This is a genomic window from Vicinamibacterales bacterium (assembly GCA_036496585.1).
Lineage (GTDB): Bacteria > Acidobacteriota > Vicinamibacteria > Vicinamibacterales > 2-12-FULL-66-21 > JAICSD01.
The window spans coordinates 55,095-73,167 of the sequence record DASXLB010000050.1; the positions used below are offsets into that span (position 1 = coordinate 55,095).

An 18,073-nucleotide genomic window follows, 5' to 3' on the forward strand; every position below is an offset into this window, starting at 1 on the left:
GAGATCGTCAGGTCCGGCCGTCCGCCGATCCTGGCGTTCTGGCACGGCCGCGTCCTCGCGGCCACGCTCTACTTCCGCGATCGCGGCATCGTCGTCATGACGAGCGAGAACTTCGACGGCGAGTGGATTACCGGCGTCATCCAGCGCTTCGGCTATGGCGCGGCGCGCGGGTCGAGTTCGCGCGGCGGCGCGCGGGCGCTCGTGCAATTGAAGCGCGACCTCGAGGCCGGGCGGACGGTGGGGTTCGCGCTCGACGGGCCGCGCGGTCCTGCGCGGGTCGCGCAGCCGGGTGCGATCTGGCTCGCGGGGGCGACCGGCCATCCGGTACTGCCGTTCCACGTCGAAGCGTCGCGTGCCTGGACGATGAAGAGCTGGGATCGGACGCAGGTGCCGCAGCCGTTCAGCCGCGTGGCACTGGTGGTGGGAGAGCCGATCGTGGTGCCGGACTCGTCGGAGTCGGCGGTGGCGGCGGGGACGCGAGCGCTCGAGCGGCGGCTCGGAGAAATTGAATCGCGCGCGGCCGATATACTCGGCTCGCGCGCGAACCAACGCAGCGCCTAATCTAGAGGCTGCTCGACCCTGGGGTAAGGAACCGCTTTCTCCGTGCGGCAAGGCCGACCAGGCCAGTCGCCAGGAGTGCCAGCGTCGCCGGCTCCGGAACGGGCGCCAGAGTGATCTGGTCCTGTCCGGCTCCCGGGTTCGCGTCGAGCCAGGTTGTCGTCGCGGACATATATCCGCTGCCGGCACTGCTCAACGCCTGCAGATAGGACGTGCCGTATTTGAGGGCATCGTCCGACGCCATCGACACCCAGAAGGCTCCGCTCGACAAGTCGTAGTTCGTATCGTAGAGCACCTCCCAGATCGCAAGCTGCAGGCCAGCCGCCATGGCACTGGTGCCGGTGTTGTGGATGTCGACCGCGAAACTGTCGAACAACCACGCGGCCTTGCTCAACACCGCCGGTGCCAGGATGTCATCGGTGCTGCGTACGGCCACCGACTGTGGGTCCTGTTCGTTGTTGAGAACGTCCACGCAGTACGAGTAGAAGCTGCTGCCGTATCCGTTCGGCGTACCTCCCAACCATGCCCAATCCAACTCTCCCGCATAGGCCGTGACATTGCGAACACCGGCCAGAGTGACGACCTGCGCCTTGCCCAGTCCAACGAAATCGATCTGAATCGGCGAGGCGTCAGCCAGTCGCGCGAGAAGTAATACTCCGAGCGTCAATAGAACGGTCCTGCGCAACACTGCCTCCTTTCAGGGGAGCGCAGAGGCACAGGTGCTGCCAAGTTGTGACAAAACTATTTCAGCCATGTAAGGCTAGTAAATACAATGACTTACATTCGTCGTTCGTCGTGAATCTTGGTCCGCAAGTGCCATCGGCCGCTGAAGAAAGTCGCCTCCACGGCGAACTATCGGATCCCCCAGGATCTCGCGGCCCTCTCCTGCAGGTTTCAGCACTGCGAATGAAGGCCCGCAGATCGCAAACAAAAGTCTTCCCTGAGATGAACTAATCAAGGCGTTGAACCCCATAATGTCGCGAAAATCAGGGTTTATTACATTTTTAGAGTGGTACGGCGTTCGCCTAGAGCCGGGTCGTCAGACTTCCGCGCAACCCAGGCGAGGAACAGGGAGACGGGCATGGGATTTGTGGCGCAGGCCCATCCACGCGCAGAGCAGCTTGTTAGTGGGGCGCGCGCCTCACAAACGTCTGCGCCAGCCGTCGGTTTGGTCCCGGCAACTCGGGTACGTTTTCGGGACAGGAGAAAGAAACCAGTGGCCGTCCTTAAAATCGCCCGGTTATGGCCCTCGTCGAAGCGCCGCCCTGTTCCGCAGGCGGCTGACACCGTCGGGCTCGATGCTTTCTCGCCGGAGGCCGGAAACGCCGTTGCCTCGCCGGTGGCGGCGTTCCCCGTCTCCCAGAAGCCAGCGCCGCCTGCTCCGCGTCCCCGGTCGGGGCGCGGCATCTGGCTGTCGGTCGCGGCCTTCGGTCTGGTGGCTGCAGCGGGCGTCGGCGGCTACTACCTGAAAAAGCACCCCGTCGCGTGGCCGGCCTCTCCCGGTTCGATCACGTTCGAAACCGCTCCGGCGGGCATCGACGTGTCCGTGGCCGGGCGTAACGTCGGCCGCACCCCCGTGACCGTTTCACTGGCGCCTGGATCCTACGACGTCAAGCTGGGTACGGGCGCCAGCGCCCGCGCTTTCGCGCTGACCGTTGCCTCTGGCACCTCGGTGGTGCAGCACTACGAAATGGCGCCGGCGCCGGTGCCGGCTGCGCCCGTCAACGGGTCCCTGCGCGTGCAGACCGAACCGGCGCATCAGGCGATCCTGGTGGATGGCGTCGAGCGCGGCGCGTCTCCGCTCGCGCTCGAAGACGTCGCCGCGGGCGACCATGAGATCGCGATCCGCGCCGAACACGGGGCGATCAAGCGCAGCGTGCATGTCACGGCCGGCCAGACCACCTCGGTGATTCTGACCGCCGCAGCGTCGCCGTCGAATGAAGGGCCAGTCGTCACCGCGGGATGGCTCAGCGTCGCGGCCCCGATCGCGCTCCAGGTTCGGGAGGGCGGCCGGCTGGTCGGATCGACCGACGTCGAGAAGCTCATGATGTCCTCGGGCGATCACACCGTGGAGCTCGCGAACGAGACCTTTGGCTTTCGCGCGCAGCGAACGGTCAAGATCGCCGCCGGCAAGACCGCCGCGTTGAAGATCGACCTGCCCAACGGGACGGTGAGCCTCAATGCCGTTCCCTGGGCCGATGTCTACGTGGACGGCGAGCGCGTGGGGCAGACCCCCATCGGAAATCTGTCGCGGCCGATCGGCCGCCACGAAGTCATCTTCCGTCATCCGACGCTCGGTGAACGCCGGGAGTTCGTCAACATCACCACGCAGCAGCCGGCCAGGCTCGGGGTCGACTTCCGAAAGTAACGGGGTATTCATGCGGCACGCAATTTCGACGACAGCACTCTTGGTGCTCATCGGGACGCTCCCGGCCCGCGCGCAGGAGCCGGAACCGCTGGGCCATATCCGCGACCTCTACTCCAATGCGGCTTACGAGGACGTCCTGTCGGCGCTGTCCGTCGACACGGCGCCGCCGCCTCCCGAACTCGGGCAGTACCGGGTATTTTCCCTGATTGCGCTGGGACGTGCCCCCGAGGCGGAGAAGGCCGCCGAGACGGTCATCATCGCCAATCCGCGCTTCCAGGCCGATCCCGACGCGTCGCCCCGCGTGCTGGACCTGTTCGCCAAGGTGCGCCGGCGGATCGCGCCGGAGCTGCTGAAGTCGATGTACGTGAATGCGAAGAGCGCGCTCGACCGCAAGGATCGCGACGTCGCCATCCACGGCTTCGCCGAGATCGTGGCGGTCGCCGACGACCCCGATCTGAAGGACGACGCCGTGGTCGGTGAGCTTCGCCTGCTGGCGTCGGGCTTTCTCGAATTGAGCCGGGCGATGCCGGCCCCTGTCGCCGCGCCGGCTGGCGAGAAGCCGTCATCGCCGGCGGCGCCGGCTCCTGCATCGACGTCCCCTGCGTCGACGTCCCCCGCGTCGCTTCCGGCATCCGTGCAGAAGGTCACCATGCCGATTCCGATCACGGAGGTGATGCCGCGCTGGGTGCCGCCCGAGGCGTATGCACGTCTCGAATTCCGCGGGCGCATCATCCTCCGGATCGACGCCGACGGACGGGTCGTGTCGTCGGAGATGCTGGCGCCGACGACCCCGATGTACGACGCACAGCTGGTGGTGGCGAGCAAGCAGTGGCGCTACAAGCCCGCCTTGAGCAATGGCGCACCCGTCGCCTCCGAACGCGTCGTCGAAATCGTGCTGAAACCGCGTTGAGCCTGGTTGTTGACGAACCTCCGCTGACAGACCCGCCGGCAGCCCGTTCCGCCCGTTCCAGCGAACGGGTGGGCGGGCGGCGTTTTAATCTTCGGACCATGAAGAAGTTCTTTCGGTCAATCGCCATATTCGCCTACGAACTCCTGACTGGCCCATTCTGAGCAGTTCAGTCGCCGACAAAAGTTTGGCGTATAGGCGACTTTAGTCTTCCCAACCACGTTACGCCTGCGCCAGCGCCGTCCGGCGGAAGCCTTCTCAGTCAGTTGACGATCGCGTAAATATAGCTAGAAAAGGCACTTGCGAGGGAGACTAAGGGCTCCGAAAGCCGTGGCGATGCCTTTGCACAATGGCTGATGTTTCCAAGACTGCGATGTTGCCCAAAGTGCTCACACACGTGTTCGAGCGGGCCCGGACGAGGCTCGGGCTAGAGGTCTACGTTCTGGACTCCGCCCTGAACCCGATCTATCCGGCCACCGACGGCGATGTGCTCGCCGAGGTCGCGGAGGACAGCAGGCTCCGGGACGCTTTGCTGGGGGCCTTCGGGACCGGCGCTCCCATCCGCGTCAGGATGTCGGGGTCGGAGTTCGAGGCGGTTCCCATGCGGCTCGGCGCAGGGCAGCGCAGTCTGGCGCTGGTCGGTTTGGTCGGTGAACGTGCGCAGCGGCGCCCCTTCCTTGAGTTCTGGGTCGAACTGGTCAAGAGCGTCTGGGAATCGAGCTCCACCGCCGCCGAATCGCTGGATCAGGAACGGGCACGGTCGCGGCGGCTCGTCGCCATGCTCCGGTTTCTGCGCCACATCGTCGAAACCGGATCCGAGACGGAACTGGCGCACGCCATCGTGCAGGCCGCGGCCGTGTGGTTCGATGTCGACGCCCGCATTTATCAGCGCGACCTGCTCGGCGATTTTGTGTTGTTCGCCTCGCTGCCGGGTGCGGCGGTGGACGATGCGACGCGCCGCCTCAGTTCGTTGTGGGTGCCGTCGGCGCCCGAGCTGCGGCGCGTGTCGTCTCCCACGCCGTGGACGCTGCCGACGGGAGCGGACTTGATGCTCCTGCCGCTTGGCAGCGGCGAGACCTCGGATTGGGTGCTGGCCCTCATCGGTTCGGCGCCCGAAGATGAAATCGGTCATCTGCCGGCCGTCGGCTGCATCGCCGGCGCGCACCTCGAGTCGCTGCGCGCCTTGCGCCGCGACCGCGCCAGGGCGCGGCTGGGCGAGGTGATGCAGGCGCCCGGCTCTTCATCCGACGCCGCGCTGACCGCTGCGGTGCGCGAGATCGCCGCGCTGACGCATGCGGCCGCTGGCGCGCTGACGGTCAACCGGCGCGGCCGGCTGCGCCGGCTCGTCACGATTGGGTCGATGCCCGTCGAGGGGATCGCCGCCAGCAGCCGGGAATGGTTGTTCTCCGCGGATCAGGTCGTGTGCGTGTGGCCGCTGGCCGACGGCATCACCGGCACGCTGGAGCTTCGTCCGGCCGCCGACCAGCCGTTCACCTCCGACGCGGCGATGCTGACGCGGGTGGGCGTCGAAGTGCTCCAGAGCTGGATGCGCGGCGCCGAGGCCTCGCACACCGAAGCGGCGGGCGACGCCCCCGGCTGCGAGGCCGCTTCCTCGGCGTTTCTCAAGCGGATCGACGAAGAGCTCGAACGTGCACGGCGCTTCGACCTGCGCTTTTCGCTGGTGCTGGTGGACCTGCCGCGGCAGGGCATGCGCGGCGACACGCCGCAGCGCGTGCAGGACGCGTTGCGCCTGGAGTTGCGCGGCTCGGATGTGCTCGGGCGGGTCGAAGGTTACCGCGTCATCGCGCTGCTGACGCACACCGACGCCACCGGCTCGACGCGGGTCGTCGAGCGGCTGCGGCGCCGGCTGGCCGAGAGCGCGACGCGCGCCGATCTGGCGGGTTTGACGGTCGGACATGCGGTGTTTTCGCCGGAGTGCCGCACTGCGGAGGCGCTGGTGTCCCGCGCCGTCCGCGATGCGGAGCCGGTCGCGGTGTAAGGCCACGCGTGCGGCGGGCGCGCGTGTGGACTCTGATGCAGGAGATGGGTGTGAGACGCAGACTTGGCGACCGGCGGGGACGACCGCGATTCGACATCGTCGGCGATCTATGGGGCAACCTCGAGGTGTTTCTGCGCCTGCCGCTGAGGAACGTCGGTCCCGGCGGCGCGCTACTGCACTCGCATGCCTCGCTGCCGCCTGACTCCGTACACCGGCTGACGCTCAGTTTCGACGGGCGTGATTTCACCGCCGACGCCAAGGTGCGGCACGTGAGCGGAATCACCGGGGCCGACGGTGAGCGGGGGTTTCTCATCGGTGTCGAGTTCGTGACGATGCACCCGGTCCTCGCGGCGCAGCTCGCCCAACTGGCGGGCTCCGCCGACGGCCAGGCGATGGAGGCGTGACGCGATGAGCGGCGATCAGCAGCAGGATATCGAGCGGCGGCGACAGCCGCGCTGGGACTTGAACGAGCAGATCGGCTGTCGTCTCGAGATTCGCACCCGCGTGCGGCTCGTCGACATCAGCGCGACGGGCGCCCTGTTGTCCGCCGACGTGACGCTTCCGGTGGGCGCGTCGGGGCATTTGCGCGCCGCGATCGGGCCGGCGTTCACGCCGGCGGTCGAGGTGAAACGGCTGGCGGCGACCGCGCAGCGGCCGGCGCTGGCCATGGGCACCATTTTCACGAACATGGACGAGCGGAGTCGTCGGAGTCTCGAGGAATTCCTGAAGAAAGCCAACACATGAGCACCACAGCAGTCGCCGCGGAACCGGGTAGAGGGGCCAGCATGAGACGCGACGGAACCGAGCAGTTGATCGGCAGCAGCGCCATCATTGCCGAACTGTCGCAGGAGATCTCGCGCATCGCCCGCTCCAACGCCAAGGTCCTCGTCACGGGCGAGAGCGGCGTTGGCAAGGAGCTCGTCGCCAACGCCATCCACGAGCGCAGTCCGCGCGCCAACCGTGCGATGGTGGCGGTCAACTGCGCCGGGCTGCCGGAGACGCTCCTCGAGTCGGAGCTTTTCGGTCACGTCAAGGGCAGCTTCACCGGCGCCTACCGCGACAAACAGGGCAAGCTCGAAATCGCCGACGGCGGGACGATCTTCCTCGACGAAATCGGCGAGATGACCCTGCGCATGCAAGGACTGCTGCTCCGATTCATGGAGACCGGCGAGCTGCAGAAGGTCGGCGCCGATCGCGTGCAGGGGCGCGTCAACGTCCGGGTCATCGCAGCGACCAACCGCAACCTGCGCGACATGATCACCGAGGGCACGTTCCGGGAGGATCTGTTCTATCGCCTCAACGTCATTCACCTGACCGTGCCGGCGCTGCGCGAGCGCCGCGAAGACATCCCGGCGCTCATCGACTACTTCATGGGCCGCTTCACGCGCGGGCAGGGGCACACCGTGCGGGCGATCTCGCCGGAGGCCAACAAGCTGCTGTGCGACTATTCGTGGCCCGGCAACGTGCGCGAGCTCGAGAACGTGATCGAGCGGCTGGTGGTGACGGGGCGGACGGAAACCGCGCGTGAAGACGATCTGCCGATGGAGATCCGCAGCCAGCATGCCATCGGGCTGCGTCCAAAGCGCGAGCGCCGCCGCACCGTCGCCGACGATCTCTACAAGAAGCTGGTCGAGGAGCGCGAATCGTTCTGGACCGCCGTCTACCCGCTCTACATGCAGCGCGAGATCACGCGCGGCAACGTCCGCGATCTGGTGCGCAAGGGGCTGGAGGACGCGCGCGGCAACTACAAGATCGTCGCCAAGCTGTTCAACATGGAGCCGCGCGACTACAAGCGGTTCCTGAATTTTCTCCGCAAGCACGACTGTCAGCTGCCGTTCAAGGAGTACCGGCAATAGCCATGACGGCCGTCCGGGGACAGCGATAGGCGCGCGTCCCCGATCCGGGCACAGAAGGGATACCAGGCAACACCATGCAATTCCATCGAACAACCGCCGCCGTCGTCGGCCTCACGGCGTTGATGGGTTTACCGGCAGGCGCGCAACAGGCCGCCTCGAAACCCTCGTCGACATCCGAAACGGCGGCCTCCGCGGCAGCGTCCGCGCCGCTGCCCGAGGGCTACCTGATCGGCGCGGAGGATGTGCTCTCGATTGTGTTCTGGCAGGAGAAGAGCATGTCGGCGGACGTCATCGTCCGCCCCGACGGCAAGATTTCGCTGCCCCTGCTGAACGACGTGCAGGCGGTTGGCCTGACGCCCGATCAGCTGCGATCCGAGCTGGTGAAGGCGGCGGCCAAATTCATCGCGGATCCCAATGCGACGGTCGTCGTCAAGGAGATTCACAGCCGCAAGGTGTTCATCACCGGCAATGTGACGAAGCCAGGCACCTTCCCGTTGACTGGCGAGATGAACGTGCTCCAGTTGATCGCCCTGGCGGGCGGCCTTCAGGAGTACGGGGACTCGAAGAACATCGTCATCATGCGGAACGAGGGCGGCCGTCAGCAGTCGTTCAAATTCAACTACAAGGACGTTATCAAACAGAAGCACGTCGAACAGAACATCTCGTTGAAGCCGGGCGACACCGTCATCGTCCCATAGCCGCCATAGGTTGATCGTGAATCATAGCCTCGCTCCGACTGTTGTGCTGCTGCTGGTGTGCGGCGCGGCTGTCGCGGATGCGCAAAGCCAGTCGGGACGCCCGTACAAGGCGCTGTTCGGGGGAGCGACCAACGATCCCACCGTCCAGCAGAGCCTCGACGTGACCGCCTCCGTCTCGGAGGGCTACGACGACAACGTGCTGGCGGACCTCGGCGCCAGCAGCGCCGCCGGGCCGGCCTTCAGCGGCGTTTACACCGCTCTCGTGCCGGCGATGAACTATGACTGGGTCGGGCACGCGGTGCAGATCAGCGCGACCGCGAGTTCCAGCTTCAAGTACTTCCAGCCGGAACACCAGTTCATCGGCACGTCGCATTTCGGGGCGGTCGGCCTGTCCGCGGGGTCACAGGCGACGCGTTTCTCGTTCAACCAGAGCTTCAGCTATTCGCCGGCCTACTACTACGGCTTGTTTCCGACACTGACGACCGCCTCGGACGTCGGCTACGTCGTGGGGGCAGACAGCGACTACGCGGTTGGCGCGAAGCCGATACTCGCTTACGACACGTCCGCCAACTTCAGCCAGCGCTTGAGCGCCCGCTCGACCGTCACCGCCGTCGGCACCTTCCTCTACTCGGATCTGTCGCGGGTGCCCAACAGCCGGAATCTGTCGTCCTACAGCGCCGGCGGGCGATATGCGTACGGGCTGAGCCGCTACGCAAACGTCCACTTCGGTTACGTCTATCGAGAGGGACAGTACTACTACGCCGCCGGCTCGCAGCCGGCTGTCTCACACGACATCGACATCGGCGTCGACTATCACAAGCCGTTGTCGTTCTCGCGCCGGACGCATTTCGACTTCAGCGTAGGGTCATCGCTGCTCAATACGCCGAGCTTCGACCTCGTGCAGACGCATGGTTTTCAATACGTCGTTCTCGGGAACGCGAGTCTGACGCATGACATCGCCCGCACGTGGCGCGCCCGTCTGGTGTACGACCGGGGGATCGGATTCGTTCAGGGGCTTGCCGGCCCCGTCGTGTCCGACGCCGTCAAGACTTCTGTCGATGGGTTTCTCAGCCGGCGCATGGATATGCACGTCACCGCGGGGTTTCAGGACGGCAACGTCGGCAATGCGCACCAGCCGCGTTCCTCGGTCAGGAGCTACAGCGGCTCGGCGCGGCTGCAGTTCGCGCTCGACCGGACTTGGGCGCTCTTCAGCGAATACACCTACTACAGCTACACCCTGGGGGCCGCCGTCATTGGCACGGGAGGCATTCCCCAGGCACTCGATCGCAACAATGTCCGCGTCGGCCTGACCGTGTGGGCGCCGCTGGTAAGAAAATAAGATGCTACCTGGAAAACAGTACAAGCCGGAAGACATCCTCGGACTGCTCCGTCAGCGACTGTGGCTGATCGCGCTGCCCCTGGTCGTGTGTGCGATCGCGACCTTCGCGGTCGCGCGCAAGATCCCCAAGAAATACCAGTCTCAGACCTTGATTCTCGTCATTCCGCAGCGCGTTCCAGAGAGCTACGTGCGGTCGACTGTGACGGCGCGGATCGAGGATCGGCTGTCGTCGCTCCGCGAGCAGATTCTGAGCCGCACCCGCCTGGAACACGTCGTCCAGGACTTCAACCTCTATCCCGAGAAGCGCCGCCGCTCGACGATGGAAGACGTCATCGAGGGGATGCGGGGCGACATCGACGTGAAGGTCGAGCGCAGCGACGCCTTCCGGGTGAGCTACATCAGCGACGATCCGCGCACCGCCCAGAAGGTCACCGAGCGGCTGGCGTCGCTGTTCATCGAGGAAAACCTGCGCGACCGCGAAGTGCAGGCCGAAGGCACGAGTCAGTTCCTCGATTCTGCGCTCGAGGAGGCGCGGCGGCAGTTGATCGACCACGAGCACAAACTCGAAGACTACAAGCGCCAGCATGCCGGTGAACTGCCGACGCAGGTCCAGTCGAACATGCAAGCCATCCAGAGTGCCCAGCTGCAGCTGCAGGCGCTCACCGAGTCGATCAACCGCGACCGCGATCGCCGGCTCGTGCTCGAACGCCAGGTTGCCGACCTGCAGGTCGCCCAGGATCCGATGCCGCTGGTCGCGATCGGTGCCGCCCCGGCGGCGGTCGCGCCGAGCACGGCGCAACAGTTGGATGCGGCGCAGGCGCGGTTGCAGGCGCTCGAGCTGCACTACACCGCCGAACATCCGGACGTGAAGGCGATGAAGGTGGTCGTCGCCGATCTCGAGGCCAAGCTTCGCGCCGAGTCGCCGGCTCCGTCGCCGTCACCGGCCGGCCAACCGGCTCCGGTGAGACCGGCCACCGCGGCGGAGACGCTGCGTCAGAACCGCGTGCGGGACCTGACATCGGAGATGAGGAATCTGGACGGCCAGGTCGACCGCAAGCAGGCCGACGCGAAGCAGGTCGAGGCGGTCATCGCGGGCTACCAGGCGAAAGTGGACGCGGTGCCGACCCGGGAATCGCAGCTGACCGAGCTGACGCGCGACTACGCGACGCTGCAGAACACCTACACCACCCTGCTGGCGAAGCGCGAGGACTCCAAGCTTGCCGCGAATCTCGAGAAGAACCAGATCGGCGAGCAGTTCAAGGTACTGGATCCGGCGCGCGCACCGGAGCGGGCGTATAGCCCGAACGTGTTGCTGATCAGCGCGGCGGGATCGGCATTCGGACTCGTGCTGGGAGTAGGCTGCGCGGCATTCCTCGAGTATCGCGATACGACGTTCAAATCGGTCGAGGAGATCCGGCAGTTGATCGATCTGCCGGTGCTGGCGCTCATTCCCGTCATGACGTCGGCGCGCGAGCGTCGGGCCGTCAGGCGGCGCCGCATCTCGATTGGCGTCATTTCGGGGCTGATCGTGGTGGGATCGGCGCTGGCCGTTGTCTTCTGGAAGCTCCAGGTCGGTTGAGGGCGCGCATGTACCTTGAACATTACGGCCTGACCGAGCTGCCCTTCGAGCTGACGCCGAACCCGCAGTTCCTCTTCATGACGGCGCAGCACCGTGAGGCGCTCGCCAACCTGCAATACGGCCTGTCGAAGGCGAAAGCGGTGACGTTGCTGGTCGGCGAGGCCGGCATGGGCAAGACGACGCTGTTGAAGGCGGCGCTCGGATCGGAATTGTGCGCGGGCGTCCGCGCCGTCCACCTGACGAATCCCGGCCTGTCGCGCGAGGAGTTCGTCGAGACGCTCGCGCGCGCCTTCCAGTTGAGCGACGAGGCTCGCTCGTCCAAGGCGACCCTGCTGGCCGAGCTGGAGACCCAGCTGCTCGAACGGCGCGGCCGCGGCGAGATTGCGGCGCTGGTCGTCGACGAGGCGCAGCGCCTGAGTGAAGAGCTGCTCGAGGAAGTCCGGTTGCTCGCGAATATCGAGACGGCTACCGAGAAGCTCCTGCCGCTGGTGCTCTCGGGCCAGCCGGAACTCGCGGAGCGGCTCAACTCGACGCGGCTCCGGCAGCTGAAGCAGCGCGTCGCGTTGCGCTGCGAGCTCCGGCCCCTCGAGCTCGCGGACACGGCGGCCTACATCGCGACCAGGATTCGGCGGGCCGGAGGCGAGGCCTCCCGGCTCTTTACCAGGGAAGCCGTCGTGCTGATCCACGAGATCTCCGGCGGTATCCCGCGCACCATCAGCGTCGTGTGCGACAACGCCCTGCTGGGCGGCTTCGCGGCGGGACGGCATCCGGTCGGCACCGACCTCATCAAGGAAGTGGCGAGGGACTTCGATCTCAAGGTGGCGCGTGAGCCGATCGAGGAGCCCGTGCCCCAGGCGCGGCCGGCCGAACGCCCGGCCGGGACCGAACTTCCGAACGTGACGATTGAGTCCAGTACGCCAACCAGTCTGATTTCCTCGGTCGCGGCGCGTAAGAAGGAAGCGGAGCAGTCGCGGACACCACCTGACGAGCCCGGTCGCCGGCGCTCGTTCTCGATATTCGGCATTCGGTGAGCACTAGGCACATGAGGGTTGCATGAGTCGCGTAGAAGAAGCATTGCGTCGGGCCGGAACGGCCAGCGCGCCGGAGCGTCAAGCGGATCTGTCGGCGGACGTACGCGGATTCGAGCAGTTTCCGCACGAGAGAGCGGACGGTCCGCGGGCACCCCGCCACGAGCCCGCGGTCGCCGTGGCCAGGAACACGCCACCCGCGACGATTCTGTCGCCGCGTTCGCTGGCGCCGGAGGCGTTTGGCGGGATCTCCCAGGACGTCGAGGGCAAGATCGTCATCGACGGCGAGGTCGCGGAGACGTCGATCGAGCAGTACAACCGGCTCGCCACCTCGTTGCATCTGATTCAGACGCACACCGGGCTGCGGACGCTGATGATTTCCAGCGCGCTGCCGCGCGACGGCAAGACCTTGACCGCCGCGAATCTGGCCTTGACGCTGAGCGAGTCCTACAAGCGCCACGTGCTGCTCATCGACGCCGACTTGCGGCGCCCGTCGGTCCACGAAGTGTTCCGCGTTCCCAACGCGTCGGGGCTGGCCGACTGCCTCCGCGGCGACGGCGCGATCTCGGTTCCCTTCATTCAGGTCTCACCGTACCTGACGATCCTGCCGTCCGGCCCGACCGACGAGACGCCGATGGCCGGCCTCGCGTCGGCGCGTCTGCAGGCGCTCTTGAAGAACGTCAAGACCCGGTTTGACTGGGTCATCGTCGACACGCCTCCGGTCGGCATCATCTCCGACGCGAGCATTCTGGCGAGTCAGCTCGACGGCGTCCTGCTGGTCATTGGCGCCGGTGCGACGCCCTACGAGGCGGTCAAACGTGCCGTCACGGAGTTCGGCAAGGATCGGATCGTCGGCGTGGTGCTGAACCGGGTGTCGGCCCAGACGATTCACGACAAGTCCTACGCGCAGCACTACGGGCGGCGGCAGGCGGGCGGAGACGTCCGATGAAAGCGCTGTCCGCCAGCATCAGCCGTCGAGCGATCGCTCTCGTCATGTGCGAGACGCTCCTCATCGTGCTGGCGGTGTCGCTGGGCGCGGCGATTCGCATCCAGTCCGACGCGTGGGATCTGCTCTTTCAACAGGGTGGCATCGGCAAGGCCTTGTTGATCGCGTTCGTCTGTCAGGTGTGCCTGTATTACGCGGACCTCTACGAGCTGAGGGCGGGCAAGGATCGCCGCGAGCTCTTCATCGGTATCGTGCAGGCGCTGAGCGCGACCTCGTTCGTGCTGGCCGCGATTTACTTCTGGTGGCCGCGGCTGGTGATCGGCCGGGGCGTGTTCGCCGTCTCGTCGGCGCTGGTGCTCCTGACCGTCTCGGGCTGGCGGTTCGCCTTCGAGTGGCTCACGCGTCAGGTGGCGCCGCGCGAGCGGCTCCTGGTGGTCGGCACCGGAACCGCGGCCGTCAACCTGGCCCGCGAGCTCTTCGCCCGGCGCCAGGAACTCGGGGTGGAGATCGTCGGGTTCGTCGATCCCGATCCGGCCCGCCTGGGCCAGCCGCTGATCAACCCCGGCGTCATCGGGACGATCGAAGACATCCCGTCGATCGTACGGGCCAGGCAAGTGGACCGGGTCGTGGTGAACCTGGCCGATGCCCGCGGCAAGCTGCCGATGGACAAGCTCCTCGAGATGAAGCTCGATGGCGTGACCTTCGATCACCTGGCGTCGGTGTACGAGGAACTGACCGGCAAGATCGCGGTCGAGAATCTTCGACCGAGCTGGCTGATTTTCTCGTCGGGGTTCCGCAAGAGCCGTCTGCTGGAGAGCGCCAAGCGTTTTCTCGACATCGCGGTGTCACTGACCGGGCTGCTGCTGGCCGCTCCATTGCTCGCGCTCGCGGCGCTGGCGGTTCGTCTGTCGTCGCCAGGTCCCGTCCTCTACCGGCAGGAACGCGTCGGGCGGCACGGCCGGGTCTTCACCGTGGTCAAGTTCCGCTCGATGCGACAGGACGCCGAGGCCGGCACTGGCGCAGTCTGGGCGCGGCAGAACGACGACCGCGTCACGCCGATTGGCCGTTTCATGCGCCGCACGCGCATCGACGAGATCCCGCAGATCTGGAACGTGCTGCGCGGTGACATGAGCTTCGTCGGTCCGCGCCCGGAGCGACCGGAGTTCGTCGAGCAGCTGCGGCAGCAGATCCCCTTCTACGTCCAGCGCCACGTCGTCAGGCCAGGCCTGACCGGCTGGGCACAGGTGCGCTACTCCTACGGCGCCAGCGTCGAGGACGCGCTCGAGAAGCTCCAGTACGATCTCTTCTACATCAAGCACCTGTCGATTGCGCTCGACCTGTTCATCATCTTTTCGACGATCAAGACGGTCATCCTGCGGCGGGGCGCCTGACGTGTCGGATTCGGCCTCCGGCAGGCGCGTGTTGAACGCGATGACCATCGACGTGGAGGATTACTTCCACGTCAGCGTGTTCGACGGGCTCGTGCCTCGACAGGCGTGGGACACGATGGAGAGCCGCGTCGTCGACAATACCGAGCGCATGCTCGATCTGTTCGAGGAGCACGATCTCCGCGCGACCTTTTTCGTGCTGGGATGGGTGGCGGAGCGCCATCGTTCTCTGGTCCGGAGGATTGCCTCGCTCGGGCACGAGATTGCCTCGCACGGCTACGCGCATCGACTCGTCTATGACCAGACGCCGGTCGCGTTCCGTGACGACGTGCGGCGCTCCAAGGCGCTGCTGGAGGACGCCACAGGCCGGGTGGTCGCAGGATACCGCGCCCCGAGCTACTCGATCACGCCTCGATCGTTGTGGGCGCTGGACATCCTCATCGAGGAAGGCTACAGCTACGACTCCAGCATCTTTCCGATCAGGCACGATCGGTACGGCATCCCGCCATCGGCTCGGCACCCATATGTGATCAGGCGGCCGGGCGGCGCACTGATCGAAGCGCCGGGTTCGACGACGCAGATGGGACCGCTCAACCTGCCGATCGGCGGGGGAGGGTACTTCCGCATCCTGCCGTATGCATGGACACGCTGGGGCATCGACCGCGTGAACGCGGTGGAGCAGCGCGCTGCCATTTTCTACCTGCATCCCTGGGAGATCGATCCGGAGCAGCCCCGCCTTCACGCCGGATTGCTCGGATCCTTCCGCCACTACCGAAACCTCGACCAGACGGCATCGCGGCTTCGCCGCCTGCTCGCCGAGTTCCGGTTTGCGCCGCTGGCGACGGTCTTGAACGAGACATCGAGTCTCGGCGATCAGCTGCCGCTCGCGGCGGCACTCCCGTACGTGTGGTGAAGGCACGGGCGTGGCGATTCCAGGGGGCATGAACGCATTCGTGACGGCGCTGGTCGCCTTGGCCGCGGCGCTCTCCGTCGGGGCGGCCGGCGCGTGGATCGTGGTCCGCCGCAAGCACATCGACAGGTGGCTGTTCGCATACCTGCGGCAAGTGGCGTGGCCCGCTGCCGCGCCGAGCGGCACGATCGACATCCTGGTCTGCGTGGCGGATCACTACGAACCGGCGTGGCTCGGCGCCTCGCTGGACGTGCAGCGGCGCCGGGTCGACGAGTGGGTCGAGAAGCTGCCGGCGCTCTGCGACCGCCACCGCGACTCGGACGGTTGCGGCTATCGCCACAGCTTCTTCTTTCCGGCGGAGGAGTACCAGCCCGACCATCTCGACAAGCTGGCGCACCTCTGCCGGCAGGGCTTCGGCGACGTCGAGGTTCATCTCCATCACGATCGGGACACTGCGGAGAACCTTCGTCGCTCGCTGCTCCAGTTCACGTCGACGTTGCACGAACGTCACGGGCTGCTTCGAAAAAGCGACGAGACCGGACAGATCGAGTACGCGTTCATCCACGGCAACTGGGCGCTCGACAACTCGATGCCCGACGGGTCGGGCTGCGGCGTGAACGACGAGATCACCGTGCTTCGCGACACCGGTTGCTATCTCGACATGACCTTCCCGTCGGCCCCGAGTCCGAATCAACCGCCGACGATCAACAGTATCTACTACGCCACCGATGATCCGCGGCGGCCGAACTCACACGCCGTCGGAGTGCCGGTCCGCGCCGGCGCCGCGCCGGTCGGCGATCTCATGCTGATCCAGGGACCGCTGACGCTCAACTGGCGTTCGCGGGTGAAAGGCATCGCGCCGCGGATCGAAAACGGGGAGCTCACCGGAGACAATCCGCCGACACCGGAGCGGGCCGACCTGTGGATTCGCCAGGGGATTCACGTCGCCAACCAGCCGAACTGGGTGTTCGTGAAGCTTCACACCCACGGCGCGCAGGAGTCCAATGCGGGCGTAATGTTCGGAGCCGAGTTCGACCGCACCCTGTCGCATCTGGAGCGCCGCTACAATGACGGTGTCCGCTACCGCCTGCACTATGTGACGGCGCGCGAGATGTACCTGATCGCCAAGGCGGCCGAGGCGGGTTGCACCGGCAATGCCGGCCGTTTTCGGAACGACATCAGCAGTGCCGCCTCGATCGCGTCCGTAACACCGGTGCTCGTGGGATGACGTCGTGGGTATCGCGCTAATACTTATCTATTTCGTCGATCTATACATAAGGCCGCAGGATTGGGTCTCGCTGACCCTCAACTGGCCGATGGACTGGATCGTCTTCTCGATCCTGCTGTTCTTCGTCCCACTCAAGGTCAGTCGACTGCCGACCGTGCTCAAGTCGCACCTGCTGTGGATGCTGGTGCTTTGGCTGGCGGTGGTGGCACTGTCGAATCTCGTCCACTTTGACACCGCGACGGCGAGCGATCGGTTTGTCTACTACGCGAAGCTGGTCGTCGTCTTCTTCAGTCTCCTGCTCTACCTGGAGACCGATTTCGACGTTCGCGGCGTCGTCTGGCTGCAGATCCTCTTGTCGGCCATTCTGGCGATCCAATGCATGGACCAGGTCCGCACCGGCATCGGTTGGGCGGGACAGCCGCTCGGATGGGATGACGGTTTCGGTGGCCGCGCAAAATGGGTCGGCCTCTGGGACGGCATGGGCGTGTTGTCGCTTCTCTTTGTCGTGGCATTCCCTTTCCTGATTCAGTTTTTTCTGGGCGCTTGGGGCATCGGGTACAAGGCCATCTCGCTCGTCCTGATGGGGATCCTGTTCGAGGGAATCGCGCTGACGCAGTCGCGCGGAGGCTACATCGCGCTGGTTATCGTCGTCATCCTCAGCATCATGTTTCGCTTTCGCGCGAAGAAGGCCGTGATACCCCTGGCGATGGCGGTCGTGTGCCTGATGACCTTTGCTCCGGCGCGAGCGGGAGAACTCGACGATTCAAATGGGAGTAAGTCTGCGTCACACCGCATCGAGCTTTGGAGCGCGGGGCTGACGATGGTGAAGGAGAATCCCGTCTTCGGCGTGGGAAAATCGCAGTTTTCCCACTATGCCGGGGAGATCGCAGGCCTTCATTTGATGGCCCACAACACTTTTATCGAAAATGCAGCTGAAACGGGGTTAGTTGGTCTGTGGGTCTATGTGGGACTGGTGTATCTCGTAGCCAAGGGAGCCCACGAGGTCTTGAGAAAGGCGGCCTCCCCGCGCCAGGCGTCGATGGCGAGAGCGATGCTCGTCAGCATTTACGGCTATGTCGCCGCGTCGATGTTCGTCAGCACCGACTTCGACCTGTTTTACGTTCAGTTGGGGGTGGTGGCGGCCTTCTGTCAATCGGCCGGCTGCAGTCCGAAGTTGACGAAGAGAGACGCGGTGCGAATCGCCGCGATCTGCGTCACCTTTATCGTCACCATGTACGTGTACACGGCGCTCCACTTCGGCGGATGATA

At 65.7% G+C, this 18,073-nt stretch carries 17 protein-coding genes; 16 read left to right on the forward strand and 1 reads right to left on the reverse strand.

Annotation, left to right across the window (positions count from 1 at the left end):
- The first annotated feature begins 30 nt into the window (after positions 1-30).
- Positions 31-561, forward strand: coding sequence for a lysophospholipid acyltransferase family protein (locus tag VGI12_15955; GenBank protein ID HEY2434170.1), 531 nt, complete (start codon positions 31-33; stop codon positions 559-561).
- Position 562: 1 nt separating this feature from the next.
- On the opposite strand, the gene VGI12_15960 is transcribed toward VGI12_15955, so the two are convergent.
- Positions 563-1,243, reverse strand: coding sequence for a PEP-CTERM sorting domain-containing protein (locus tag VGI12_15960; protein ID HEY2434171.1), 681 nt, complete (start codon positions 1,241-1,243; stop codon positions 563-565).
- Positions 1,244-1,639: 396 nt separating this feature from the next.
- Between VGI12_15960 and VGI12_15965 the strand changes: the two genes are divergently transcribed.
- From VGI12_15965 to VGI12_16035, 15 genes are all read left to right on the forward strand, one after another.
- Complete coding sequence (locus VGI12_15965; GenBank protein ID HEY2434172.1) at positions 1,640-2,926, forward strand: PEGA domain-containing protein; 1,287 nt, start codon at positions 1,640-1,642, stop codon at positions 2,924-2,926.
- Between the two features lie 10 nt (positions 2,927-2,936).
- Positions 2,937-3,836, forward strand: coding sequence for an energy transducer TonB (locus VGI12_15970; protein ID HEY2434173.1), 900 nt, complete (start codon positions 2,937-2,939; stop codon positions 3,834-3,836).
- 370 nt (positions 3,837-4,206) lie between these two features.
- Positions 4,207-5,832, forward strand: coding sequence for a hypothetical protein (locus tag VGI12_15975; GenBank protein ID HEY2434174.1), 1,626 nt, complete (start codon positions 4,207-4,209; stop codon positions 5,830-5,832).
- A 50-nt stretch (positions 5,833-5,882) separates the two neighbouring features.
- Complete coding sequence (locus VGI12_15980) at positions 5,883-6,236, forward strand: hypothetical protein (protein HEY2434175.1); 354 nt, start codon at positions 5,883-5,885, stop codon at positions 6,234-6,236.
- Between the two features lie 4 nt (positions 6,237-6,240).
- Positions 6,241-6,576: a PilZ domain-containing protein gene (locus tag VGI12_15985; GenBank protein ID HEY2434176.1), complete on the forward strand. Its 336-nt coding sequence runs from the start codon at positions 6,241-6,243 to the stop codon at positions 6,574-6,576.
- A 41-nt stretch (positions 6,577-6,617) separates the two neighbouring features.
- Complete coding sequence (locus VGI12_15990) at positions 6,618-7,688, forward strand: sigma 54-interacting transcriptional regulator (GenBank protein ID HEY2434177.1); 1,071 nt, start codon at positions 6,618-6,620, stop codon at positions 7,686-7,688.
- A gap of 74 nt (positions 7,689-7,762) precedes the next feature.
- Positions 7,763-8,386, forward strand: a complete 624-nt coding sequence (locus VGI12_15995) for a polysaccharide biosynthesis/export family protein (protein HEY2434178.1) — start codon at positions 7,763-7,765, stop codon at positions 8,384-8,386.
- 16 nt (positions 8,387-8,402) lie between these two features.
- A complete protein-coding gene (locus VGI12_16000) occupies positions 8,403-9,725 on the forward strand; it encodes a hypothetical protein (protein ID HEY2434179.1) in 1,323 nt (440 codons plus the stop codon).
- Between the two features lies 1 nt (position 9,726).
- A complete protein-coding gene (locus tag VGI12_16005; protein ID HEY2434180.1) occupies positions 9,727-11,304 on the forward strand; it encodes an XrtA system polysaccharide chain length determinant in 1,578 nt (525 codons plus the stop codon).
- An 8-nt stretch (positions 11,305-11,312) separates the two neighbouring features.
- Entirely contained in the window at positions 11,313-12,335 is a 1,023-nt protein-coding gene (locus VGI12_16010) for an AAA family ATPase (GenBank protein HEY2434181.1), read from the forward strand.
- Positions 12,336-12,357: 22 nt separating this feature from the next.
- Positions 12,358-13,281 carry a CpsD/CapB family tyrosine-protein kinase gene (locus VGI12_16015; GenBank protein ID HEY2434182.1) on the forward strand — a complete coding sequence of 308 codons (924 nt, stop codon included), beginning with the start codon at positions 12,358-12,360 and terminating at the stop codon, positions 13,279-13,281.
- Positions 13,278-14,669 carry a TIGR03013 family XrtA/PEP-CTERM system glycosyltransferase gene (locus tag VGI12_16020; protein HEY2434183.1) on the forward strand — a complete coding sequence of 464 codons (1,392 nt, stop codon included), beginning with the start codon at positions 13,278-13,280 and terminating at the stop codon, positions 14,667-14,669. The genes VGI12_16015 and VGI12_16020 overlap by 4 nt, the downstream gene beginning before the upstream one ends.
- 1 nt (position 14,670) lies before the next feature.
- Positions 14,671-15,579 carry an XrtA system polysaccharide deacetylase gene (locus VGI12_16025; GenBank protein ID HEY2434184.1) on the forward strand — a complete coding sequence of 303 codons (909 nt, stop codon included), beginning with the start codon at positions 14,671-14,673 and terminating at the stop codon, positions 15,577-15,579.
- Between the two features lie 10 nt (positions 15,580-15,589).
- Positions 15,590-16,804: a hypothetical protein gene (locus VGI12_16030; GenBank protein ID HEY2434185.1), complete on the forward strand. Its 1,215-nt coding sequence runs from the start codon at positions 15,590-15,592 to the stop codon at positions 16,802-16,804.
- Between the two features lie 4 nt (positions 16,805-16,808).
- Complete coding sequence (locus tag VGI12_16035) at positions 16,809-18,071, forward strand: O-antigen ligase family protein (protein ID HEY2434186.1); 1,263 nt, start codon at positions 16,809-16,811, stop codon at positions 18,069-18,071.
- The last annotated feature ends 2 nt before the right edge of the window (positions 18,072-18,073 follow it).

Bases quoted from the DNA above. Each gene is read 5' to 3' on its own strand.
- VGI12_15985 (HEY2434176.1), top strand. From the start codon at position 6,241: ATGAGCGGCGATCAGCAGCAGGATATCGAGCGGCGGCGACAGCCGCGC.
- VGI12_15990 (HEY2434177.1), top strand. From the start codon at position 6,618: ATGAGACGCGACGGAACCGAGCAGTTGATCGGCAGCAGCGCCATCATT.
- VGI12_16010 (HEY2434181.1), top strand. From the start codon at position 11,313: ATGTACCTTGAACATTACGGCCTGACCGAGCTGCCCTTCGAGCTGACG.
- VGI12_15970 (HEY2434173.1), top strand. From the start codon at position 2,937: ATGCGGCACGCAATTTCGACGACAGCACTCTTGGTGCTCATCGGGACG.
- VGI12_15975 (HEY2434174.1), top strand. From the start codon at position 4,207: ATGTTGCCCAAAGTGCTCACACACGTGTTCGAGCGGGCCCGGACGAGG.
- VGI12_15965 (HEY2434172.1), top strand. From the start codon at position 1,640: ATGGGATTTGTGGCGCAGGCCCATCCACGCGCAGAGCAGCTTGTTAGT.
- VGI12_16005 (HEY2434180.1), top strand. From the start codon at position 9,727: ATGCTACCTGGAAAACAGTACAAGCCGGAAGACATCCTCGGACTGCTC.
- VGI12_16020 (HEY2434183.1), top strand. From the start codon at position 13,278: ATGAAAGCGCTGTCCGCCAGCATCAGCCGTCGAGCGATCGCTCTCGTC.
- VGI12_15995 (HEY2434178.1), top strand. From the start codon at position 7,763: ATGCAATTCCATCGAACAACCGCCGCCGTCGTCGGCCTCACGGCGTTG.
- VGI12_16015 (HEY2434182.1), top strand. From the start codon at position 12,358: ATGAGTCGCGTAGAAGAAGCATTGCGTCGGGCCGGAACGGCCAGCGCG.